20 protein-coding genes are annotated in these 24,632 nt (G+C 44.2%); 7 read left to right on the plus strand and 13 right to left on the minus strand.

Going from position 1 to position 24,632, the window contains the following annotated elements; genetic code table 11:
- Positions 1-41 precede the first annotated feature (41 nt).
- Entirely contained in the window at positions 42-1,925 is a 1,884-nt protein-coding gene (locus tag MSG33_RS20170; RefSeq protein ID WP_012841645.1) for a methyl-accepting chemotaxis protein, read from the plus strand.
- A gap of 70 nt (positions 1,926-1,995) precedes the next feature.
- On the opposite strand, the gene MSG33_RS20175 is transcribed toward MSG33_RS20170, so the two are convergent.
- Entirely contained in the window at positions 1,996-2,715 is a 720-nt protein-coding gene (locus tag MSG33_RS20175; protein ID WP_080955984.1) for a 3'-5' exonuclease, read from the minus strand.
- A gap of 8 nt (positions 2,716-2,723) precedes the next feature.
- Positions 2,724-4,613, minus strand: a complete 1,890-nt coding sequence (locus tag MSG33_RS20180) for a DUF294 nucleotidyltransferase-like domain-containing protein (protein WP_005396868.1) — start codon at positions 4,611-4,613, stop codon at positions 2,724-2,726.
- Positions 4,614-4,931: 318 nt separating this feature from the next.
- Here MSG33_RS20180 and MSG33_RS20185 point away from each other — a divergent pair, with 318 nt between their 5' ends.
- The gene (locus MSG33_RS20185; RefSeq protein WP_248381891.1) at positions 4,932-5,573 is read left to right on the plus strand and encodes an outer membrane beta-barrel protein; all 642 of its coding nucleotides are present in this window, start codon (positions 4,932-4,934) and stop codon (positions 5,571-5,573) included.
- Between the two features lie 87 nt (positions 5,574-5,660).
- Here MSG33_RS20185 and MSG33_RS20190 read toward each other — a convergent pair whose 3' ends face one another.
- The 3 genes from MSG33_RS20190 to MSG33_RS20200 form a co-directional block, all read right to left on the minus strand.
- A complete protein-coding gene (locus MSG33_RS20190) occupies positions 5,661-6,851 on the minus strand; it encodes an amino acid aminotransferase (RefSeq protein ID WP_012841647.1) in 1,191 nt (396 codons plus the stop codon).
- A gap of 331 nt (positions 6,852-7,182) precedes the next feature.
- Entirely contained in the window at positions 7,183-7,482 is a 300-nt protein-coding gene (locus MSG33_RS20195; RefSeq protein ID WP_005396873.1) for a hypothetical protein, read from the minus strand.
- 245 nt (positions 7,483-7,727) lie between these two features.
- Positions 7,728-7,958, minus strand: coding sequence for a hypothetical protein (locus MSG33_RS20200; RefSeq protein WP_248381893.1), 231 nt, complete (start codon positions 7,956-7,958; stop codon positions 7,728-7,730).
- Between the two features lie 259 nt (positions 7,959-8,217).
- Between MSG33_RS20200 and MSG33_RS20205 the strand changes: the two genes are divergently transcribed.
- Both MSG33_RS20205 and MSG33_RS20210 read left to right on the plus strand, forming a co-directional pair.
- Entirely contained in the window at positions 8,218-9,639 is a 1,422-nt protein-coding gene (locus MSG33_RS20205; RefSeq protein WP_248381895.1) for a PLP-dependent aminotransferase family protein, read from the plus strand.
- A gap of 106 nt (positions 9,640-9,745) precedes the next feature.
- Entirely contained in the window at positions 9,746-9,964 is a 219-nt protein-coding gene (locus MSG33_RS20210; RefSeq protein WP_012841649.1) for a hypothetical protein, read from the plus strand.
- A 101-nt stretch (positions 9,965-10,065) separates the two neighbouring features.
- Here MSG33_RS20210 and asnS read toward each other — a convergent pair whose 3' ends face one another.
- Entirely contained in the window at positions 10,066-11,466 is a 1,401-nt protein-coding gene (asnS, locus tag MSG33_RS20215; protein WP_046876186.1) for an asparagine--tRNA ligase, read from the minus strand.
- Positions 11,467-11,654: 188 nt separating this feature from the next.
- Positions 11,655-13,280 carry a methyl-accepting chemotaxis protein gene (locus MSG33_RS20220; RefSeq protein WP_109169676.1) on the minus strand — a complete coding sequence of 542 codons (1,626 nt, stop codon included), beginning with the start codon at positions 13,278-13,280 and terminating at the stop codon, positions 11,655-11,657.
- Between the two features lie 292 nt (positions 13,281-13,572).
- Between MSG33_RS20220 and queD the strand changes: the two genes are divergently transcribed.
- Positions 13,573-13,935, plus strand: coding sequence for a 6-carboxytetrahydropterin synthase QueD (queD, locus tag MSG33_RS20225; RefSeq protein ID WP_005376896.1), 363 nt, complete (start codon positions 13,573-13,575; stop codon positions 13,933-13,935).
- 89 nt (positions 13,936-14,024) lie between these two features.
- Here queD and MSG33_RS20230 read toward each other — a convergent pair whose 3' ends face one another.
- The 5 genes from MSG33_RS20230 to MSG33_RS20250 form a co-directional block, all read right to left on the minus strand.
- Positions 14,025-14,492, minus strand: coding sequence for a GNAT family N-acetyltransferase (locus tag MSG33_RS20230; RefSeq protein ID WP_046876185.1), 468 nt, complete (start codon positions 14,490-14,492; stop codon positions 14,025-14,027).
- A 94-nt stretch (positions 14,493-14,586) separates the two neighbouring features.
- Positions 14,587-16,302 carry an EAL domain-containing protein gene (locus MSG33_RS20235; RefSeq protein ID WP_065646579.1) on the minus strand — a complete coding sequence of 572 codons (1,716 nt, stop codon included), beginning with the start codon at positions 16,300-16,302 and terminating at the stop codon, positions 14,587-14,589.
- A 210-nt stretch (positions 16,303-16,512) separates the two neighbouring features.
- Positions 16,513-17,874, minus strand: a complete 1,362-nt coding sequence (locus tag MSG33_RS20240; RefSeq protein ID WP_005396900.1) for an L-serine ammonia-lyase — start codon at positions 17,872-17,874, stop codon at positions 16,513-16,515.
- Between the two features lie 98 nt (positions 17,875-17,972).
- On the minus strand, positions 17,973-19,226 hold the full coding sequence (locus MSG33_RS20245) for an aromatic amino acid transport family protein (protein ID WP_005396901.1): 1,254 nt from the start codon (positions 19,224-19,226) through the stop codon (positions 17,973-17,975).
- Positions 19,227-19,570: 344 nt separating this feature from the next.
- On the minus strand, positions 19,571-20,170 hold the full coding sequence (locus MSG33_RS20250; RefSeq protein ID WP_248381897.1) for a CoA pyrophosphatase: 600 nt from the start codon (positions 20,168-20,170) through the stop codon (positions 19,571-19,573).
- A gap of 242 nt (positions 20,171-20,412) precedes the next feature.
- Between MSG33_RS20250 and MSG33_RS20255 the strand changes: the two genes are divergently transcribed.
- A complete protein-coding gene (locus MSG33_RS20255) occupies positions 20,413-20,952 on the plus strand; it encodes a heme NO-binding domain-containing protein (RefSeq protein ID WP_012841652.1) in 540 nt (179 codons plus the stop codon).
- A 7-nt stretch (positions 20,953-20,959) separates the two neighbouring features.
- Positions 20,960-22,660, plus strand: coding sequence for an ATP-binding protein (locus tag MSG33_RS20260; RefSeq protein WP_248381899.1), 1,701 nt, complete (start codon positions 20,960-20,962; stop codon positions 22,658-22,660).
- Between the two features lie 371 nt (positions 22,661-23,031).
- On the opposite strand, the gene pabB is transcribed toward MSG33_RS20260, so the two are convergent.
- On the minus strand, positions 23,032-24,396 hold the full coding sequence (pabB, locus tag MSG33_RS20265) for an aminodeoxychorismate synthase component I (protein WP_248381901.1): 1,365 nt from the start codon (positions 24,394-24,396) through the stop codon (positions 23,032-23,034).
- Between the last annotated feature and the right edge of the window lie 236 nt (positions 24,397-24,632).

Consider the following 24,632-nt stretch of genomic DNA (forward strand, 5'->3'; position numbering starts at 1 on the left):
TCACACACCTTAACTGTTCTCCCAACTCAAAAACTATAAATATGAAATTATCATTAAAACAAAAGCTTATTGGCGCAAGCCTTTCTGCTGTTGTTGTGATGGCAACAGCACTTACTTGGTTGTCGGCTGGTCAATTATTTGATCAGACTCGTTCAGGTGTCTATTCACGTGCGCAAAGTCTAAGTACTACTGCGTCAGAAGGAATTTCTGATTGGGTCAATATCCGTAAAGATATTGCTACCGCATTCAACGACTACTCGACAGAGCAAGACGTTGTCCCTTTCCTACAACAAGCTCGCAAGGCTGGTGGCTTTGATGACATCTTCCTTGGTACACCAAATGGTGATATGTATCGCTCTCACCCTGAGCGTAACCGTGCTGATTACGATCCTCGTACTCGTCCTTGGTACAAAGATGCTAACGCCGCAGGTAAGCAGATCATCACAGCTGCATATCAAGATGCAATCACTAACGCGCTGCTTGTAACCATTGCTGAGCCAGTAATGAAAAATGGTCAGTTTGTTGGTGTTGTTGGTGCAGATGTATTGATCGATCAGCTCATCAGCGACGTGATTAACCTAGATGCAGGTGAAAACGCGCATGCGATGTTAATCGATATGAACGAAGGTACGTTCCTAGCGCATCCTGATAAAAGCTTAACGCTTAAGCCTATCACCAGTGTTCTAAAAGACTTTTCAGAAGAGGCAATCGAGCGCGCTGCAGATGAAGGTCGTATCGAAGATACGGTAATCAAAGGCAAAGAGAAGCTTTACTACTTTAATAAAGTACCTGGCACGCATTGGATGTTCGCGATTGAAATGGATCGCGCAACGGAAGAAGCAGGGCATGCGGTATTGCTACGTGACCTATTGATCACTGCAGTGATGATCACCATTGTGGTTATTCTTGCGGTATCTTGGTTGGTTGGTTTCTTGTTCCGTGACTTGAGCCGCGTATCAAATGCACTTGAGGAAATTGCATCTGGTGAAGGTGACTTAACGCAACGACTAGAACCACGCAGTGATGATGAAGTCGGTAAACTGGCTGAAAACTTCAACCGCTTTGTTGGCAACATGCACACGATGGTGACCAAGCTTAGCCACGTATCATCTGCGCTTTCAGAGCAAGCACGCACGACAGCACAGCAAGCTGAAGAGCGTAGTCAGCGTATCTCTTACCAGCAAGATGAGATCAACATGGTGGCGACGGCTGTGAACGAAATGGCTGCAGCGACACAAGAAATTGCAGGTAATGCAGATAGCACGGCAAGTAACTCAGAGGAAGCGGTTCAAGCTTGTTCACACGGTTCTAGCCAAGTGACTCAGACGCAAGGTTCTATCCAGAACTTGGCGCAAGAAGTTCAAGTCGCCACTGATGTGATTCAAGAGCTAGAAGCACACGGAAATAGCATCAATACGATTCTATCAACGATTCAAGGTATTGCTGAGCAAACAAACCTACTTGCACTTAACGCGGCAATTGAAGCAGCACGTGCAGGTGAACAAGGCCGTGGCTTTGCTGTGGTTGCGGATGAAGTTCGCGTATTGAGCCAACGCACTCATGCTTCAACGCAAGAGATTCAAGAAACTATCGAGATGCTACAGGGCACAACAGCGAAAGCGGTTGGCATCATGGGTGATAGCCGTCGTCTGGCTGACACCAGTGTTGATGATGCAAACGCGGCTGCAGCGAGCTTGACGCAAATCCATACTGCTGTTGAGCGCATCAGTGACATGGCAACGCAGATTGCATCAGCGGCAGAAGAGCAAGCATCGGTAACAACCGAGATCACGCGTAATACTGAAGGCATTCGTGACGTTTCTAACGAGCTGTCGGTAGAAGCTCATCAAGCAGCAGAACAAGCTGCCCACCTATCTGAGCTTTCACACGAATTAGAGCAAGAGATTCAACGCTTTAAGCTGTAATCGGATACCGACCTAAATAAAAAGGAGCCATTTGGCTCCTTTTTTGATCGCTTATTAAGCTAGCAAGACGTTATAGCCAGAACTCACTGATCGGTTGCTCTTCGCTATAATGATGGGCGATTTGCGCTTGTAGCAGTTCTGCCGTAGCAATTGCATCGGTTAATGCATGGTGAGGGGTATAGTCTGGCAGACCATAACGGCGTCGAGATTGCGCTAGCCGAACCGATTCTGGCTTTTTCCCTTTTAAACGCTCCCAGAGTGAGCCAGAGCGTTTCTGTTGAATGGTTTCTTCAAGATGCAGCGTATCTATCACTGGAAACTCAATTCCTTCCCCTAAACGGCTTTTGAGTGCTTTATCCAGAAATTCTCTCTCGATACGACGATAATGCACAACAATGATTTTTCCGCTTAAGCATGGTAGTAGCTCGCTTAAGATGTCGCCCAAGTCAGGTGCATCGATCAATTCACTGTGAGTAATACCATGTATGATTACCGAGTCTTCATCGAGTGCTCGCTGCGGGCGAACTTTCCAATGACGCGAATTGCGCAAGAAAATACGTTTCAAGTTAAACGGCACTAAACCAATGGTAATGATGTCATGTTTTTCGGGGTTCAACCCCGTCGTTTCGAAATCTAGCGCGACGAACTCCACCTCAGACAGGGGGGTCTCTGGTGCCGGTGGTTTATTGCTATAAAACGCAATTAAATTCTCATCTTTAGCCATCTCCAACTTTTGTTCAAATTTCGTTGGCCACTGAATGGTTGGCTTCTGAAAGAGCTTTTTGATCATGTTCAACCTCACTTAAAGCTCTTATTCGCTTGGTAGCGGAACTTAAGGAAGTTCTGACCATTGCTTAGGATTTGGAAAGCATCTTTTAGGTTGCGACGTTCAAATTCAGAGAGATTTTCTGGTTCGATATTGTTATCTGGGTCAATGCCTAATTCCACGTCCGTCGCTTGGTGACGAATACGCACCATGGAAATAAACTCTAGTGCGTCTTTTAAGTCTTGTGCACGACCTTTTGGCAAAATGCCAGCATCAATGATGTCGTCGAGACGCTCAAACGAGTTCTGTGCGCGTGAGCCAACCGCCAGAGAGTGAACGCGAATTAAGTCGACCAGAGGAGCCGTACCACGACGTTTGAGGTTGATGGAGTTGTTGTGTCTGCCATCTTTCTCCATCACAAAGTCTTTAAAGAAGCCAAGTGGCGGCGTTCGGTTAAGTGCGTTACGAGCCAGACAGGCTAAGAAGCGATTGTTTTTACGCGCACGACGAACAATAAAGCTGGTTAATTGTTCTGCCCATTTTAAGCGACCGTAAACGCCATCCAAATCGAAAAAGATGGACGCGTTGAGTAGCGCTTTCGGGTTCGGGTTATCAATCCAGTCAGCGAAGCACTCTTCCCACTCTGAACGAGTCATGCGCCATAATGGGTTGGTTGCCATAATATCGCCCGTACAATACTTGTAGCCACAGGCATCTAATCCATCACTGACGTATTTTGCTAAAGCTTCGAAGTACTTACCATGTTTCTCTTCTTGGTAGGTCTCATCTAGAATGATGGCGTTATCTTGGTCAGTCACCAACAGTTGCTCATCACGTCCCATTGAGCCAAGTGCAAGGAAACAATAAGGAATTGGTGGTGGGCCAAGCTCTTCTTCAGCCATTTCTAACAGACGTTGTTTGAAGCTTCGACCAATTACGGACATCGCACTGCCCACCATGTGTGAGTTGGCATCTTCGTTGACCAGGCGTACAAAGCTGCTTTTTACTTCTTCAGCAACAACTGCCAAATCTTCGATGGTCTGTTGTTGGAAAATGCTGCTCACCAATAAGAGCGAGTTTTGTGATTCATAACGAACAATGTCGGTTGTTTCGATAATACCAATAGGCAATTGGTTTTTAACCACAGGCAGATGGTGCACGTTGTAACGCAGCATGGTTAACATTGCTTCATAGATGTAGGCATTGTGATCAAGAGACATGACTTCAGTGGTCATCACACTTGATACATCGTCCTGTGGAGACAAGCCTTCGGCTAACACACGGGTACACAAGTCACGGTCAGTAATAATACCAAGTACCGGAGACTGTGGGTCATCTTCGTCACGAACGAAATCTGGATCGACGATAAGTAGAGCAGATACGTTGTCATTCGCCATCTGCTGCGCGGCTTGCTGGATTGTTTGACCACGATCAATCGTATGAGCATCGCCAGTCAGCAAGGTTTTCACTTTCGATGTCGTCAGGTCATTGGCATCTTTGTTTTCTGAAATGGCTTGGCGTAAACGAGCACTATTTTCCACTTCGACAAAGTCTGCAAAGGAATCAAAGTTGTCGTATATCTCTTGGAAAACGTCACCAGGAATACAGTAGAGCAGAGTATCTTCAATGGCTTTTACTGGAAAGCGTACTTTGTTGTTGGTTAGCATTCCCATTTGACCAAAGAGGTCACCTTCATCAAGACGGTTATAAAGCTCTCCTTTACGTCGATAAACTTCTACGACACCGCTTCGCACCACGTAGAGATCTTGGATATAGTCTCCAAAATGGATGATTGGGGTATCTTCTCGGTAGTACGAGATCTCGACGCTCTCTGTCACCTTGTTTAGTGTTTCTTCAGGGAGTTCATTGAACGGGGGGTACTTGGCGAGAAAGTTATAAATCTCGAGAAGTTCTGCATCCATCGAAGGTGCCTTTTAGTTCGCAAATAATAAAGTAATCTTAACTTAGTTTTAAAACAGAGTCTTATCTGAACCGTGATTTTCGTACTCAGTCATAAGATTCTGACATATCGCACGATAAGGAATCGGCATTTCTACTACTATATAGTCACTTAAAAGGTGAGCGGACGTGGTCGATATATTTTGGGCCAATGCTTGATTTAGAGGCATAGCAGATTTCAAATCGTTACCGCGTCTGTAAACTAAGTTATTTTTGTTGAACTAAGCCACTCAAGGTGATTTGGGGGCAGTGTTTAAATAATTCTCATGAAAGGAAGTCGAATGGTGAGAAGTTTATTGCTTGCGTCTTTAGCTGCTTTGCCAGCAGTAACTAGCGCGGCGGTCATGGACCAAGCAGAAAAATTTGGGTATGAACACATTCACCTAGATGTGGGTGCCGGAACCACAAATGAAGAGTGGTTAGATAATTCGAACGCGACCACAATTGGGCTCGGTGGTAATTACTTATTTACTGAGAACTGGTTGTTTAATGTCGATTACTCGGCGCAGTTTTTCCATCCGGACGACTTTACTCTTCGCATTGACCGTTTGTTGTTTGGTGGTGGTTATCGTTATGGGATTACGGATCAATTCGATATCTACGGTAAATATGGAATAGGTGCAATCAAAGCGAAAGCGACGGACGACAAAACGGATAATACGTTATCTTCAGATAGTGAACTGCTTCAAGCCGTCACCATTGGGGGGAATTACTTATTCAGTGAAAAACTTATTGCGACGGCCGAGGTGGAAGTTAACCGCAGTGATATCGTCGATGAGAACAATTTTAAGATAGGTTTTAACTACCAATGGCATGATGTTATTGGTACTGGTCTTTTTTATCAGTTTAGAGATACCGATTACAGCGGTGAGAGCTCTGATTATGTCAATGAAGTGGGGCTGAGTTTGAAGTTTGTCTACTAGCGGACAGGTTCATTTATTGGCAATAAATAAAAACAAAAAGGTCAGCTTATGCTGACCTTTTCTTTTAATAAAGTATGCGACTATCGATTATAAAACCGCTGCAATGCCTTTACATAGAGGACCCATATTTGACTTCGTCATACCAGCAACACTGATTCGGCCTGAACCGACGATGTAAATACCGAACTCTTCTTTCAGACGGTTTACTTGCTCTTTAGATAGGCCAGAGAAAGAGAACATACCATTTTGACGTTCGATGAAGCTAAAGTCTGCGTCCACACCTTCTGATTTTAGTGTCGCTACAAATAGTTCACGCATCTCTTGGATACGGTCACGCATTTCTGCTACTTCAGCTTCCCATTCCGCACGCATTTCGGCATTGCCAAGAATGTGAGTCACGACCGCGCTGCCGTGCGCTGGTGGGTTAGAGTAGATAGAGCGAATAATGGCTTTAACTTGCGAGAATGCGGTTGTTGCGACTTCTTCTGATTCCGCTACTAACGTGAAGGCACCAACGCGTTCGTTGTATAGGCCAAAGTTTTTCGAGAACGAGCTCGCGACTAGGATTTCTTTGTTGTACTTAGCAAAAGTACGAAGACCCGCAGCATCCTCTTCCACGCCTTTAGCAAAGCCTTGGTATGCGAAGTCAAATAGAGGAAGCAATTTCTTCTCTGCGACAAGTTTCGCCAATGTTTCCCATTCTTCAGCAGTTGGATCGATACCAGTAGGGTTGTGGCAGCAGCCGTGTAGAAGCACGATGTCACCTTCAGATGCAGATTGCAGATCGTTTAGCATTGCATCGAAGTCTTTGTCTTTTGTTTCTGCGTTGTAGTAGCTGTATTGTGCCGTTTCGATACCAGCGGCAGTAAATACGCCGTTGTGGTTTGCCCAAGTAGGGTTGCTGATCCAGATTTTTACATCGCCAAGTTGGCGTTTAATGAACTCACCAGCAACACGTAATGCACCAGTACCACCTGGAGCTTGAGCTGTTTTAGCGCGTTTTTCGTTTACAATTTCTGCATCAGAGCCGAAAAGCAGTTTTTGTACTGCAATGCCGTACTCTGCTGTGCCTTCGATAGTCAGGTAAGATTTGGTTTTTTCAGTTTCAACAAGCGCTGCTTCAGCTTTCTTTACTGTTGCAAGAACGGGAGTTTCGCCTTGCTCGTTTTTGTAAATACCTACGCCAAGGTTAATTTTGTCTGCGCGAGTATCTTTTTTAAACTCTTCAGTAAGGCCAAGAATAGGGTCAGCCGGAGCGGCAACTACTTTTTCAAACATAATCTTCATCCATGTTAATCGAAGGGGTGTGCTAACATTTATACCTTTCAGCAATATTGGTTACAACCGTTACTGAAAAGAAAACCTAAAAAAGTTGCGATTTGAAACAGAATTCTAACATAACTAAAGTTTTTGCCATGAAAACGTTTGGTAGGCACAGAGTTTGAAGGGGATTTATACCATGGTTGATGAAGTTTTGTTCACGTACCAATCGTTTGACTTTAGTGCTTTGCGTTAGTGATTTACGTGGAGTGGCGGTTACTAGTTGAGACAAAAACGCCCCACTAAAGTTGGAGCGTTTGCTTGTAAGAAGTATAGAGGCCGATTGATGTTATTTCTTCAGATCGATTTCAGACTCAACCGCATTGGTTTCGATGTCTGGGTTAGAAGAAAGCTTCTCAGTCGCCCAGTCGTTCATATGCTTTAAGATTGCTTTTAACGCGTGCTTCTCTGTTGGGACTTCCGCTTTTTCGACTTCAAGCTTTTGTTTCGGGTGTGTGCCCGTCGCATCTTCTGCTACGTGTAGCCAATCTGGGTGCCAGTAATAAGGTTGGCCGGAAGGAGAACTCCAAGAATGTACGCCGTTGGATTCACCTTTGTATTTAATGTCTTCTTCGTTGTATTTCGCCATTATTGTTTTCTCTCATAATCCATGAGTTGAGGTGTGCATCACCATTACTATCTAAATGTAACAGATGTAATGAAAATTAATGTGATAACTATCGACTTATTTTGTCATTCGATAGCTATAGACGATGCGTACTTCTCATTCAGAAGAATTTATTATTTGGCAGGTTTTGGCTTTATCTGCGTTTAAAGCATACGACGATGGATTCGTCTACCTAACGCTATTCTTGAACGGTGATAGAGCCTAAACTACTTGTCATTCAAGTGTTTGAGAATCGCCGCTTTTGCATGCTCTTCTGTCGCTGCTTCTCCGTCAGGGACTTCAAGGTCAGCCTTTTTGTGTTCACCCAAAGCATCTTCAGCGATATGCAACCAATCAGGATGCCAGTAATAAGGGGTTGTGCCGCCAGGATGGTCCCAGCTATGTACACCTTTATGTTTCCCGCGATAAGAGAGATCGTCCATTGTAAATACTTTCATCGCTTCCTCCCGACTTAAAAGATAGATGTCTAAGTGGACTTTACACTCTCAGCTCTGTGGAATGCCTTGCTTTTCGGACAAGGCAAAGATTTAAGACCACTCGGACGTATCAGTAAAAGTATGGAACATAAATTCTCACTTCGTCGTCGAAATTGCTATTAACAAGCTTGATAAATTACGTTGCTAAATTGACGACTGCCATATCAGAATGCTGGCGCGAAGTATGCTATGGTGCGGCTGCAAGTGAAATGAGGGATACATGAATCGATACCGTCAATTGGCCGAATTGTTTAAGGCACAAATTCAGCAAGATACTTGGAGAGCAGGGGAGAAGCTGCCTTCAATACGCGTCACCAGCCGCAATCATTCCGTAAGTGCAGGTACGGTATTACAAGCCTATCAATTGCTAGAGGCGCAAGGTTGGGTGATAGCAAAGCCTCAATCTGGTTACTATGTGACTGCCGATCTTGAACGTCTCACCAATACGAATGGAATTAAAAGCAACAATACGCCATGCACTAAGTTGAATGATGAGTTGTATTCGTTTTTGAAGCACCAAGCAACATCGGGTGTTGTTCATTTAGGCTCGGCGTTTCCGGATCCGTGTTTGTTTCCTTTAGAGTCGCTTAACCGTAATTTGGCCAGCTCGGGACGAAAAATGGGGCCGGATAAGTTGCTAGACAACCTACCTCCTGGTGCTGAGTCGTTAAGGCGACTCGTCGCTCAGAGGTATATTCATCATGGGATATCACTAACCCATGATGATGTGGTTATTACTTCCGGTGCGCTAGAAGCATTAAACTTGAGTTTGCAAGCGGTCACCCGACCAGGTGATACCGTCGTTGTCGAATCCCCAACGTTTTATGGCGCACTTCAAGCAGTAGAACGGTTAGGTCTCAAGGCTATAGAAATCAGTGTCGATGATGAGAGTGGGCATTCGCTTGAACAAATCGAAGCAGCCTTTGCCAATGAAGACGTTCGGGCTTGTTGGTTAATGACGAACTTTCATAATCCAACCGGAGCTTCTTTGTCTGATGAACACAAACGATACATTGTTGAGTTAGCCAATCGATATGATGTGTATCTCATCGAAGACGATGTGTACTCTGAGCTGTATTTTTCTGACAAAAGGCCGAACTCATTAAAGAGCTTTGATGAGCAAGAACGTGTCCTTCATTGTGGTTCTTTTTCTAAGAGTTTATGCCCTGGATATCGCTTGGGTTGGGTGGTGAATAAGCGTTTTAACGAGACTATTCAAAAGCTCCAGTTAATATCGACATTGTCTGGGAGTGCCCCTATTCAGCAGGGAGTTGCACACTACTTACAAAACGACAGTTACGACAACCACCTGAGAAAGCTGCGTAAGACACTGCAACACCGTCAAGCTGACTTCGTGGATTTACTCGCAAAGCACATACCTAAAGAGGTTACCTATCAACGTCCTGATGGTGGTTACTTTCTTTGGCTGAAATTGCCAGATGGAATATCAAGTAAAGCGGTATATCAAGCACTATTGTCTGAGCAGGTTACCGTCGCTTATGGCAAACTCTTTTCGATAAGTGATCAATACGAAAACTATTTAAGACTGAATACATCGCTTCCTTTAGAAACGAGTTTGGAACGTGCTATCAAAAGGTTAGGTGATTTGCTTCGCGAATTACTCAGAATTGAAACCCATTAAACTGCTTAGTGTTTTTTTGCTCCAACTGTATCAGCGCCATTTTTGCAAATTGTGCTTCAATCATTATTCAGGTCGACAGACCTTGGACGATTAAGCAGGATTTAAGATGAAAAAGCAGTTGGTTAAACATGAGTTAAGGTTAATCGCCGTTGCTATTTTTAGTGCGTTTTTACTGGTATTTGCGCATCTCATTTTGGCGAAGTCTTTCTCTCATATGGCATGGACAGAGTACACCGCGGCCGTGATCCCTTTCGTAATGTTTGGCTTATGTATTGTGGGCGTAAAGTACGCTGAAAAAGCGGACAGAGATAAGGAAGAAGACTAACTCAAGCTTGAGTTGCTTGGCAGATAGTATTGACGGTTGAGCACAAAATAAAAGACCTCCACTAGGGAGGTCTTTTCTAATTCTGTCTCACTAAAAAGTGATTAGAAGTTCGCAGAGCGAGGCGTACGTGGGAATGGGATCACGTCACGAACGTTGCCCATGCCTGTTACGTAAGATACTAGACGCTCAAAGCCTAGACCAAAGCCTGCGTGTGGCACTGTGCCGTAACGACGCAAGTCGCGATACCAGCTCATGTGCTCAGGGTCGATACCCATTTCGCGCATACGTGCATCCAGTACGTCTAGACGCTCTTCACGCTGAGAACCACCGATGATTTCACCGATGCCAGGTGCTAGAACGTCCATTGCCGCTACCGTCTTACCATCATCGTTCATACGCATGTAGAATGCTTTGATGTCTTTCGGGTAGTTCTTAACGATTACCGGCGCTTTGAAGTGCTCTTCCGCTAGGAAACGCTCGTGCTCAGATGACATATCGATACCCCACTCAACTGGGAATTCGAACTCACGGCCAGAATCCAACAGGATTTGGATCGCGTCAGTGTAGTCAACTTGTGCGAAGTCAGAAGAAACAAAGTTCTCTAGACGGCTAACGGCTTCTTTGTCGATGCGCTGAGCAAAGAACTCAAGGTCATCGCGACGCTCTTCAAGTACTGCTTTGAATACGTACTTAAGCATGTCTTCAGCCAGTTTCGCAACGTCGTCCAGTTCTGCGAACGCAACTTCAGGCTCAACCATCCAGAACTCTGCTAGGTGGCGGCTTGTGTTTGAGTTTTCAGCACGGAAAGTAGGGCCGAAAGTGTAAACCTTGCTTAGTGCACAAGCGTAAGCTTCCGCGTTTAGCTGACCAGATACCGTAAGAAAAGTTTCTTTACCGAAGAAGTCTTCGTTGTAGTCTACTTTGCCTGCGTCTGTACGAGGCAGGTTTTCCATGTCTAACGTAGAAACGCGGAACATTTCACCTGCACCTTCAGCATCTGAAGCTGTAATTAGTGGTGCAGATACCCAGAAGTAACCTTGCTCGTGGTAGAAGCGGTGGATCGCTTGAGATAGGCAGTTACGTACACGAGCTACCGCACCGATTACGTTTGTGCGCGGACGTAGGTGCGCAACTTCACGTAGGTACTCGATAGAGTGACGAGTTTTTGCCATCGGGTAAGTTTCAGCGTCTTCAACCCAGCCAACCACTTTAACGCCAGTGGCAGCAAGTTCGAAGTCTTGGCCCTTTGCAGGAGATTCAACAATCTTACCAGTTACTTCAACAGAGCAGCCAGTCGTTAGCTTTAGTACTTCGTCTTCGTAATTATTAAGATTATTTGGGACCACGGCCTGAATCGGGTCGAAACAAGAGCCGTCATATATGGCAAGGAAAGAGATTCCAGCTTTGGAATCACGACGTGAACGGATCCAGCCACGAACAGTCACTTCGCTGTCTACTGCTAGCTGACCTTTCAATACGTCTGATACAGGCGCGTAAGTCATGTTTTCAATATTCTCCATTGAGGTAAAAATTCAACCCAACACTTATTAAAGTGCTTGTCTAATAACATTTTTGTTCAAAAAACAAGCTAAGTGCTGAGTTGGGTAGCATTTTACAGATTCAACGAGACATATTACCTGTCAATTCGCTCGCATCAACCTTTATATTCATTTTGATGGGGAGAATCTCTTTATTTATTCACTCTTTGATGCTCTGAAAGTGTGAATTGGTTAAGTAATTGCTCTAAACGTTCGGATAGATGCTCTAAATCAACACTAATATCACGCGTGTGCGATGCTGATTGCGATGTGTCGTCAGCATGCAGTGTGATCACATCAATTTTGGATTGAATACGCTGACTGACGTCGGATGTGGTTTGCGTCTGGCTTTGAATGTTTTCCGCATGTTTCAGAACTTGATGCATTTCATCGACAACGTTATGCATCGTGACTGAAAGTGTCTCGACATCGACTGAACGTTGGTGAGCAAACTGGCAGACAGTATCCACAGAGGCTAAGGACTCTTCACTCCCTTGCTGGAATTGAGAAATGATATGCTCAATGTTGCCTGTGGCTTCGGCGGTCCGAGAAGCTAGGTTACGCACTTCCTCCGCGACGACGGCAAAACCGCGTCCTTGCTCTCCGGCTCGGGCGGCTTCAATTGCAGCATTCAACGCGAGTAGGTTGGTTTGTTCTGCAATGCCTTTAATGACCCCTAGAATGGATGATACTTCTTCGGTTCTTTGGTTTAACGAACTGATTTTCTCCCGCACGCCGTCGATATTGCTCACCAAGTGTTTGATGTCTTCGCTCACGCTGTGTGCTTGGCTTGCGCTGTGAGTAGCAACATCAACGGTGTGGTTGACTAGAGCTGTGGCGTTATTGGTCGAGTCTTCAACGGCGGTTTGTTGTTGCAACATGTCGGTGATGTTGCTTTGTACGTCACTGGTTTCCAATTGTTGATTATTGGCCGCTTTGTCTGTTGATTGTGCAACATCCGTTAACTGACTGGCTGAATTGGCAAGAGAGTGGGAGGTGTCTTGTACACGCTCTAAACTCTCGGATACCGTATCCATAAACGAATTAATCGCGGTAGAAAGTTGGCCTACCTCATCTTTTTGGTGATGAACAAGTCGTTGAGATAGATCTTTACTATGGCTCACATTCGCCATGAATTGCGACGTTTTTTGTATTGGGCGAACAATGATCTTACGAATCAAACTCATCGTTATAATAAAACCAACAAACGCGATAACGGCCATTATTCCCATCGCAAACATTGCCTGTTTATTGATCATTGAATTGACGTGGTTCATGTTGTATTCCAAACGAATCGCGCCCAATACTTCGCCTTCTGGTGCTACATGGCAAGAAACGCAGTTGGTGCCACGATAATTTTCGCTTGATTTCATTGGTAGCGCGACAACCAGTCCGTTCCCCCAATCGGCTGAAATTGGCTCAATGACCAGTTCGCCATTTAAAGCTCGTTGGTCAATATCATCGACCGGTTGTTGGTTTGCTTGTCCTGGTCCGTAAAGCTTGGTTACGGTATCGGCCCGCAACACGCGAACTTCTTCAATCCCTTCTTGAGCGAGTGCTTTTTTTCGCAAAGTTTCTTTTTGCGACATGGTGCCTGTTAGCATCATCATGTTTAGGCTATCGAAGTAATTACTGGCCTTATCATGAAGCTGTTCACTGAGAACATCATTGATTAAGGTTTTTTGTTGATGGTATTGATAAGCCGTAGAAGCAGCCAGAACACAGCTGAAGACGGCAATTAACGCGAGCAAGAGCTTAAAAGTGATAGTTGAGCGCATAAATTTATAAGTGTAATTGGAACGAACTGCACAATCTTAATGTGCACAAATGCGCACTGCGAACAACGAAATGAATGATTGTGACCCCACTCATGTTGGGGATATGTAATTGTGATGTGAGTGCTGTGTAATCAAATGTTTGGCGCATGACAGAAATACGACGATCAGGACAAAGGTTTAATTATTTTCGCTGAGAACAAACGGCGTTTTGCTACGCTTGTATTGAGTAGCACTTGTCTGTTGGCAGTGAATTCCTTAGTATTGCGTGTCTTTTTAAAGCCTGAGAATCAAGATGAAAACAGAATTGTACAAAGAGTTTATGTTCGAAGCGGCACATCACTTGCCACATGTACCTGAAGGCCATAAGTGTGGTCGTTTGCATGGACACTCTTTCTTAGTTCGTCTTTATGTAGAAGGTGAGGTAGACCCGCATACTGGTTGGGTAGTGGATTTCGCTGAAATCAAAGCGGCATTCAAACCAATTTACAATCGTTTAGACCATTATTACCTGAACGACATTGAAGGGTTGGAGAATCCGACGAGCGAAGTGCTAGCAAAATGGATTTGGCAACAGCTTAAGCCAAGTTTACCGTTGCTAAGCAAAGTAGAAATCAAAGAAACGTGCACAGCCGGTTGTATTTACAAAGGTGAATAAGTCACTTTTTATTGAGCATTGAAGACAAAGGCAAGCCATGAGCTTGCCTTTGTTGTATCTGGATATTCCCTATTTTTATACTTTTCTTGCTAGCTCAGTGGATGACGTAAAATCCACTCTTTTTCGTTCTCACCAAACGTTGTTTTCTCTGTATTGATGAATCCACACGCATCAAGAAAACTGATAGCGTATTGCTGACTCTGTGGCACAGTGACGCAAAGAGAGGTGCTTTCAGGGTCAATGGTATACGCATAAACGAACAGTTTACGTAACGCTTCACTCCCAACCCCTTGGCGTTGGAAGCGTCGATCAACCATCAAGTACTTGAGCCCCAGTTCGTGCCTTTTGGCAAAGGGCGCATGTTGGGAGAAGCCTTTATCGATAACAAGATAGCCAACTAATAGATCGTCAGAATAAATCGTAAAGAACGCTTCAGACTTATTGCGTTTTTGATAAGCCACTTCAAACGGCGTAGAAAATCCTTTCTGCTCTTCCTGCACATCCAATTGCATCAAACTCGAAAAATCTTTCAGTTTGGTGGGTTTAATAGCAATCATCGTTCAACCACAAATTGGCGGCATATCCTCATGCCGCCACGAACTTTAATAGAGTATTCCCTCTAGTTTAAGTAACTCACGAGGTTAAGAAAAGCTAGAAATGCAGAGGATAATAATAACCTTGGTGAATATAAGCACCTAATGTTGTGAGTAAGTGAGCGCTATCGGCGGTTTCTACGCCTTCAACAATGACGGTACACCGATACGTATTTCCCATGGCGATTAACTGACGCAACGTTTCCACTTTCTTATCGTCCGACTTTAAACCAATCACAAACTCCCGATCTATTTTCAAATAATCTGGATTGATTTTACTGATGAGCGACACGTTGTTGTTGCCAGTGCCAAAGTCATCGATACTGATTTTACAATCCAGTGCTTTTAGTTTCGCGACATTGCCATAAATCTCGGAGGTATAGTACATCGATGCATTTTCCGTGATTTCAATCGTCAGCAAACGACAATCTCGGTTAGATAGTTCTCTGTGTAGGATTGAAAAGTTGCGTCCTCGCAGCAAAGAAGGACAAATATTGATGCTGATAGGAATAGGCAAGGCTTTGTGCTTAGTATAGATGGACTCTATCACCAGTAAGGTATGAGTTAGGAGCAGCCCATTGCGGATCAGTGTCTCAATAAACCGTTGCGTATTTTTTACCTTAAACCGCGAGAGCGCTTCGTAATGCACAATCTTTTGCGCTGAAGTGTCATAAATCGGCTCCAGTTTGATTTTAAATTGTCGAATTGCACACAAATAAGCCATAAAGGCTTGTAGAGAGCGATGACGCAGTATTATGAGAAACAGCAAGCTTAATAAAATGATGCTTTGAAACGGTCCAGAGATGTAATACACCTCTTTATAGCCGCTGTTCTTAACGTGATAGTTGAAAAAGCGTTCATTGGTGTTACCAATTTCTAAAGAGGTCCCTGTATTGGTTGATAGCTTCATGCCGGAAAGAAAAAAACGCGAAATATGATTTTCAACGTTGTCGGATAAGTTAATGTTTTTGACACGAACCAAAACGGTCGCGTTATTCAAGTCAAATGATTGGGTCGTATAATTGCTATTATTACTCCACTCTTCAAATGCTTTTTTGCTGACAGGGACAACGGTTTCTGGGGTGACTAAACACCGGATATTGAAACGGTCTAGCATCATGCTCGATTCGACCAGCTTTACATTATCAAAGAGCGACTTCAATTCTCTTTCATCAGCAAAGCAGCTCTTTTGGGAAAGGTTCTCTGCAATTTCGAAGGCGTTATCCAGATAATTATGTTTCACAATGCTGTTTATCGCGTAATAACAGATGGCAAAGAAAATGATCGCTGTGATCAACACGACCCACAGCGTATCTGAATAGATCTTTTTATTACGCAGACAAATACGAAGGGCTTTGCCAAGGCTGTTTGTTGTGTATTGATTGATCTTGTGTTGATGGTCGATGCCATTCTGATGGTTGTTTTGCATAGTAAAAGGGATGAAGTATCCGGTCCGGTGAATATTTTCGATAATATTTTTTTTTGTGGTTACGTGTTCTTCCGTGAGCTTGCGAAATTTCTTTCTTAGAGCGGCCACCGCGTTTTTAAAGCCATTTTCAGGCAGTGTCATTTTGTATTGTTGAGTGATTTTGCTTTCTATCAATCGCTGGCTAATTGGCGTATTTAAGCTGCCGTATTTGGCGATGGTTGACAGAATGGCGTACTCATTTGGGTTGACAGGAATGGAGTGGTGGAGTGATTGATTGAGCTCTAAAGATATTTCGTTTTCGGACAAGCAAACGCAGATTTGGTTTCCAATTTCAAACCTAATCATGTGTTGGTGTGCTCCAAGTTTAATTTTTGGCTACGTTATCAATAAAGCTAGGAGAGGGATGTGATTTTTTACGGGGATATCCATAATATTTGGATATATTCAAGGTTTTAGGTTTTTTTATGCTGGGTGTGACAACTCATTATTCATGGTTAATGAAGTATAAAAAACCCGAGCAGTGGCTCGGGTTTCGTCGATATTCAGCAAGGCTTATTAACAGATAACTTTTACTGCTAGGCCGCCTTGAGAAGTCTCACGGTATTTCGCGTTCATGTCTTTACCTGTCTCTAGCATTGTTTCGATAACTTTATCTAGAGAAACAGTAGGAGCAGAAGAACGACGCAGTGCCATACGAGTTGAGTTGATTGCTTTTACAGCTGCAATACCATTACGCTCGATACATGGAACCTGAACCTGACCTGCAACCGGGTCGCAAGTTAGACCTAGGTTGTGCTCCATCGCAATTTCAGCCGCCATACATACTTGCTCTGGGCTACCACCCATAAGCTCAGCAAGGCCAGCTGCTGCCATAGAACATGCCACGCCAACTTCGCCCTGACAGCCAACTTCTGCACCAGAGATAGACGCGTTACGCTTGTAAAGGCCGCCAATTGCACCAGAAGCTGCGAAGTAACGGATGTAGTCTTTCTCAGTTACGGTTTGGATAAACTTGTCATAGTAAGCCAGTACCGCAGGGATGATGCCACATGCACCGTTAGTCGGCGCAGTTACAACACGACCACCTGCTGCGTTCTCTTCGTTTACTGCAAAAGCAAACATGTTTACCCAGTCAACAACAGACATTGGATCGTTCGTTGTTTTTTCAGAAGTAAGCAGTTGCTGACGAAGTGCTGCTGCACGACGAGGCACGCGTAGTGGACCAGGCAGAATGCCTTCTTCGTTCATACCGCGATCCATACATTCGCGCATTGTGCGCCAGATGTTTGCGAAGTAAGTACGAGTTTCTTCGTCAGAATGAAGCGCATGTTCATTTTTCATGGTTAGCGCACTGATAGACAGGCCGCTTTCATGACATTGCTTTACAAGCTCTTCTGCCGTTGTAAACGGGTAAGGAACTTTTACTGGGTTCTCAACTTCTTTACCGAAGTTTTCTTCATCAACGATGAAACCACCGCCGATGGAGTAGTAAGTTTTTGAGTACGCTTTTTCGTCATCAATCCAAGCGTGGATTTGCATGCCGTTTTCGTGTAACTCAAGGTTTGTTTTGTGGAAGTTCATTCCACCTTCACGTGGGAACGATACTGTGTGACAGTGCATGCCAACAGGAAGGCGTTCAGTTTCTTCTACGCGAGCGATAAAGCCCGGGATAGAATCGATATCAACTTTCTCAGGAGTGTTGCCTGCAAGACCCATGATGATAGCAATATCTGTGTGGTGACCTTTCCCTGTCAGTGATAGTGATCCATAAACGTCAACGGTGATTTTAGTGATGTCGCGCAGTTTTCCCATTGCACGAAGATCATCAATAAACTCTTTACCCGCTTTCATTGGGCCTACAGTGTGTGAGCTTGAAGGTCCAACACCGATTTTATAGATATCAAAAACACTAATCATATCGATTACCTCAGAAGAAAGCCTCCCAAGGGGAGTTGGGAGGCTTAATTTTATCGTTATATTTTTGGATTAATCATACCGTGCTAGGGCAGGGATGATTAAAGAGCGCCGTAGATTACAGAACTAATGGCAGCAAGACCACAGATTGCTGTGAAAATTTGCACAGGTGCTGAAGTTTTGTACTTAGCCATCGCTGGAACTTTTTGCATTGCGAAGATAGGCATCAAGAATAGGATTGCCGCAATCATCGGTGCGCCCATTGTTTCAATCATACCTAGGATGCTTGGGTTAACGATAGCAACGATCCAAGTTGTGATTACGATGAAGATAAGAGACATCTTCTCGATCTTGCTTACTGGCGATTTTGAACGAGATTTCACTAGACCAACTAGACCTTCATGCGCACCTAGGAAGTGGCCGAAGTAGCTAGAAGTGATAGCCGCGAAAGCAACCAGTGGACCTAAGTAAGAGATCAGTGGAGACTCATGAACGTTTGCTAGGTAAGAAAGAACAGAGATGTTTTGCTCTTGTGCTGTTGCTAGTTGCTCTGGAGACAGAGAAAGTACAACAGAGAAAACGAAGAACATTACAAAGCCCATTAGCATCATCGCTGCACCACCAGTGATAGCGTCAGTTTTCTTAACTGCGTCATCACCGTATACACGACGTTGTTCTTTAGAGAACTGAGAAATGATTGGGCTGTGGTTGAAAGAGAACACGATAACAGGGATTGCTAGCCATACGATAGCTGGCATTGCACCCCAGTCAGGTGATACTTCCATCATTGAAGTGTTCCAACCAGGAATTAGGTACACAGACAGCGCTAGTAGGATGAACACTAGAGGGTAAACCATCGCTGAAGTTGCTTTCAGCATAAGCTCTTTACCGAACACTACACCCGCTGTCATTGCAGCGATAAGTGCACCAGAAAGTAGCCAGCGAGGAATAGATTCCATACCCATTTGGTTAACTAGGAAAGAGTCAACCGTGTTTGTGATACCAACACCGTAGATAAGTACGATTGGGTAGATAGCGAAGAAGTAAGCGAACGTAATAAGGTTTGCGCCAGTCTTACCAAAGTGCTCTTCTACTGTGTCAGTGATGTCCGCTTCTGGGTTTTTCGCAGAAAGAACGAAGCGAGCTAAAGATTTGTGTGCGAACCAAGTCATTGGTGCTGCGATTAGGGCTAGGATTACTAATGGCCAAAAGCCACCTGCACCTGCTTTAATAGGAAGGAATAGTACACCGGCACCTACTGCCGTACCAAAAAGGGACAGACACCAGGTAAAGTCTTTGTAAGAAAACTTACTAGACGATTGTGCGGTAGAAACCGCAGAAGTAGTTGTATTCATTTTTTAGTTACTCATTTTGGGAACAGGAAATAAGTCGGGAGTAATTTTGCAAGATTTTACACTAGGAAAATTAGATCTAAATCATTTATTGCTTACGCTTATTGAATGATATGTCAAAAACCTGCTTTTTATCACGAAAATGATGTGCTACTCGTGATTTCTGCTAATGAGTAAAATTAGAAAAACTTATCGATAGGACTGTTTGTATAAATTTATTTCACCGCAAGCGTTTGCGGTGAAAACGGCAAATTAATCTAATGTGAATGAATGTTTATGAAGCAACGTTTTATTAATATTGATGCGCATGATGATCGCATCCATAAAAATACCGATATCAGAAGTTTTTAATGTGAAATGATATGTTTTTGCATTGATTCGATGATTTGTGCGGTCATGCCCCAGATGAAATGCTGTCTATATGGGATAGCAAATACACGATGACTGCTGTTTTTTAGGTCAAACTTGGTGCTGTACAACTTTGTCGGATTCAGAATGTGGTTGGCAGGAACTTCAAAAACGGACTCCACCTCATTTGGGTCAATATGCGTTTTATACTCAGGAGAAATAAAGGCCAAAAACGGTGTCACATTAAACTGACTAATCGTTGGCAATGTTGGAAGCTGGCCAAATACATGAATATGTTCATCTTCTATACCGACCTCTTCTTTGGTTTCTCTTAATGCCGTATTGATTAGATGCCGATCTTCCTGCTCAAACTTACCGCCGGGGAAACTGATTTGTCCCGGATGATGACGCAAGTGCGCTGCTCGCTTTGTCAAAATGACCTGTAGCCCCTCCGAGCGTTCTACAAAACCAATTAAGACCGCTGCGTCTCGCAGTGATTTTCCTTTCATCCATTTCAGTCGCGCGAGGGACTCTTTGTGGTAACCCGTTGGAAGCCGAAATTGAAAGTTTTGCAGTAATTGAGTTTTGTCGATAACCAAACCAAATCCTTATTTATTGTGCCTAACCACTATTTATTATACTCAATGGCCGCAAGAGGCGTGGTGCTATCGCCGTTGGTACGGTATTAAAGTAGTAGTACGGCAATACCAAAGCATGTCCATTGGTTCTTTCCCTGCTTTGTGTCGTGTGTCTCACTCTGCTTGGGTATAATAATTTGAAACTTATAAGGTTATAAACCATTCTTTATTTTAAGACGTCACTATGGGGCAAGTATTGACTAATGAAAGGGATTATTTTCACCGAGTTCATGGAGTTAGTGGAAGAGAAGTTTGGTCTCGATGTGTTAGACCAAGTGCTTGACCTTTCTAATGACGAAGGGATTTATACGGCAGTTGGTAGTTACGATCATAAAGACTTGGTTAAATTGATTGTGAATCTCAGTAAAGTATCTGGCATTCCACCTGAACAACTGCAAGAAGTATTTGGAGAGTGCGTTTTTTTGAATTTACTTCGCTCGATTCCTAGTCACGCGAGTTTGCAGCAGTGTGAAACGACATTTCAATTTGTTCGCCATGTTGAAGATTTTATTCATGTCGAGGTCAAAAAGCTCTACCCAGATGCTAATCCTCCTCAGTTTGATTTTATCAGCGAGACTCAATCAAACATGGTGTTTGATTATCGAAGTGCGCGGTGCATGTCTCACGTATGTTTAGGTCTAATAAAAGGCTGCGCGGCGCACTTTGGTGAAGTTATTCATATCAAACACCAAAACCAGTCAGAAGATGGTAGCCAGGTTCGCTTTTGGTTAGAGGCACAATAAGAACGATATGACAGGAAGTTCCTCGCTAGAAAGGAAACTCAAACGAGAAATCGAATCAAGAAAAGCAGCTGAGCGTTTATTGGAGCAGAAGAGCTTCGAACTTTATGAATCTACTCAACAGCTAAGTGTTGCTTTAAAAAAGCTTGAGTTGAAATCAAAAAAAGATTTACGCAAGTTTGAGTTCGAAGAGAAAGTTGACGCGACGCTGATTAAGTTTGGTCGAACTTTTTTGTCGAGCACCTTTGATGAAGCTATGATTGCCAGTTTTATTGAGCAGCTCACTTCGAACTCAATCATTTCTGCGGCTTACTTACATCTTGATTCCACAAAACTTTCTTCTTTGCGCCGACATCATTTTGGTCATTTACAGCTTCGCCATGAGAATACGATTAAGACTGTCCCCAATTGGCAAGGGGAGAACTTGCATTTGCCTATCATCATTGACAAGCAAACAGTAGGGGAGTTGATCTTCTCTGTTCAGTTGGATCAAGTCGATCAGTCTTTTATTTCCAAACAGATGGAGCTGGTATCGGATTTGGTTCATGGGGTCATTGGCCGGCATTTGAGTTTAGAGCGAGAAGTGGAGCTGCGAAAGCGGGCAGAGGAATCGGAAAAAGCGACGAAAGAGTTTGTCGCCATGATTAACCACGAGTTGCGTACACCTCTTAATGGCGTGTTAGGTAGTGCTGAACTACTAAGTCGAACACAGTTAGGTGAAGAGCAACGCCATTACCTAAACAACTTGACTCAATCGGGAGACTTGTTGAGGGTCATCATTAACGATCTTCTCGACTTCAGCAAGATGAATGCCGGTATGATGGAAATCATCGATAAGGTCTTTGCTTGGGAAGAGCTTGAAAAAGCCATCATGGGCGTATTTTCAGCTAAAGCAGCAGAAAAGCGAATTCATTTCTCCATCGATAAAAAGCTCGGTATTCCCGAGTTTTTAGTTGGTGACTTAGAGCGAATTACACAGATCTTGGTCAACTTGGTGGGAAATGCTATTAAGTTTACTCATTTGGGTGGGGTGGTGCTGCGAGTGGAGTGGATAAACGGTATTGCGCATTTTGAGGTTGAAGACACGGGTATTGGCATCCCAATAGAAGCGCAGCCCTCATTATTTGACCCATTTGTGCAAGTAGATCGCTCGGCGAAGCGCAGTTTTGAAGGCTCAGGTTTGGGCCTTGCGATTTGTAAAAATCTAGTGGATTTGATGCAGGGCGAGATTAGCTTTGAAAGTGAAGAACGCAAAGGTACCACCTTCAAAGTCTCTATTCCTCTAAAGGAGGGGCAAGCCCCAGGCGCAGCAGAGGGGGAATTAGCTACCATAGAGCGAAGTGATTTGGCAGGACGCTCAATATTGGTGGTTGATGACATCAGAATGAACCAAGTGATAGTTACTCAAATGCTGAAAAAACTCGACATTACACCTGATTTAAAAGCCAATGGGAAAGAAGCTTTAGAAGCGGTGAAAAACAAAGATTACGAACTAATATTTATGGATTGCCGAATGCCAGAAATGGATGGTTATGAGGCGACGGTGTATCTGAGAGAGCGTGGCTTTACTCTTCCTATTATCGCATTAACCGCTGGCACTACTATAGAAGAGCGTCAAAAGTGTATTGATTCAGGCATGGACGACATCCTCACTAAGCCGTACACCGCAACCGATATTGAACAGATCATGTGTAAGTGGCTTGAGCAGTAGCCGTTGCCTCTTAAAAAACGGATTCTTGTTAGCCAGCGGCTAAAAGCCAAAGTACCTGTAAATAAAACACACAAAAAACGCTCCACACTGGAGATAATGCCGATCATTTAACGATGTTTTTTGGGTCATTCTAGCGAGCCTTGGCGAGACTAAGAATCTATTAGCAGCACGCTGAGCGGATAATGAAACAAATTTGACCATAAAGTGCTCGAATAGAAGAACCTGTATCACGCTTCTTCTTCGTCGCTGTGCAGGGTGATGAGATACAGAAATATGCCACTCGCTGTTAAACGAGCGGCAGTATCCGTTCTGGAGGCGTTTTAGATTGTTTTCGTCAATAGCATTAAAGCGACGTTGTCCGCTGTTGAAATCTACGATTGCAGCGCTGGTAAAATCTTTGAGAGCTTATCCAACGTTTCTTGATATTCAGAGGCGCAATCGCTATCTGCAACGACGCCGCCGCCTGCCCAAGCGTACAGTTTGTGATTCTCCGCTACGAGAGTGCGGATGGTGATGCTGGTATCCATACGACCATGGCGAGAAATGTAGCCAATACTGCCGCAATACGCGCTGCGTCGATGCGGCTCCAATTCTTCAATGATCTGCATTGCGCGAACTTTAGGTGCGCCCGTAATTGAACCGCCCGGGAAGCACGCTCGCAGCAAATCCGCAGGAGAGTATTGCTCATCCAACTTCGCACGAATGGTGCTCACCAAGTGATGCACTGCGGGGAAGCTTTCAATCTCAAACAGCTTTGGCACGTGAACGCTACCCGGTGATGCAACTCGACCAATGTCATTACGCAGCAAATCGACAATCATTAGGTTTTCGGCCTGATCTTTTTCCGCTGTCTGCAAGTCATGGGCACTAGCGTTATCTTGCTTTGGGTCTTCGCTGCGTGGGCGAGTACCTTTGATTGGTTTCGTTTCAATGACGCGATCTTTGAGTTCTAAAAAGCGCTCTGGAGAGATACTCAAAATCGAAGACTCTGGCATACGGATAAAAGCGGAAAATGGCGCTTGGTTGGCGGACTCTAATTTTAGATACGCTTGCCACTCACAGCCTTGATACGGTGCGTTAAAGCGTTGCGCCAAATTGATCTGATAGCAGTCACCGCTCAACAAGTATTCTTGCACCTTGTCAAAGCGAGTGGCGTAGCTCTCTTTCGTCATGTTTGACTGCCAATCACCAGACAGAGCGAAGTCTACGCTTTGCTCTGCTTCTTGCTCGTCTAACCATTGCCAAGCTTGCTCGATATTCTGACCAACTAGGCAGGCTTTTTTAAGCTTGTGGTCAACAACGACGGCCCATTCATAAAGACCTACCGCCATATCAGGCGTGTTGAGATCCTTTTCGGCCAGTTCTGGCATCGTTTCTACGCGTCGACCTAAATCGTAACTGAAGTAACCGAGCGCTCCGCCGACAAAAGGCAAATCCAATTCTTTATTTAACTCAACGTGAGGAAGCCACTCTTCTTGCAACTGATGAAGCAGCGCGAATGGGTCATCTTGAGTTGAATAGGCATTCGATGGCGTTTCAACTTGTGTGCTTTCGGCAGTGGTTTCTAACGTTGCAATTGGGTTGGCAACCAACACATCGAAGCGACTATCGATATGCGTTTCTGATGCAGAACGCAGCAACATCGCCCAAGGCTGGTGTTGAATGCGAGAAAAGAGGTGAAGAGCAAACTCTGGTGCATATTCCAGCGCTTTAAAATCAATGAATTGATTGTCCATGTTGTTCATTTGTGTAATTTGTGACAAAGAGATCGTTCACTGCATGGCATGTCATGGGCAGCAAGAGTATCATATTCCTCTGTATAGCCAAACTCCCTCTATTCATAGGGTTTTGAGATGGTTTACAAGTAGGCGACTTCAGCTTTTCGTGTGTCGATATCAGCCGTTCGACAATTGTTTATAAAAAACGAAGCTCAAAAGAGCAATAAGCTCAACAAACACGATTGAAGCCAAGC

This window comes from Vibrio sp. 1CM7H, from assembly GCF_023161645.1.
Lineage (GTDB): Bacteria > Pseudomonadota > Gammaproteobacteria > Enterobacterales > Vibrionaceae > Vibrio > Vibrio diabolicus.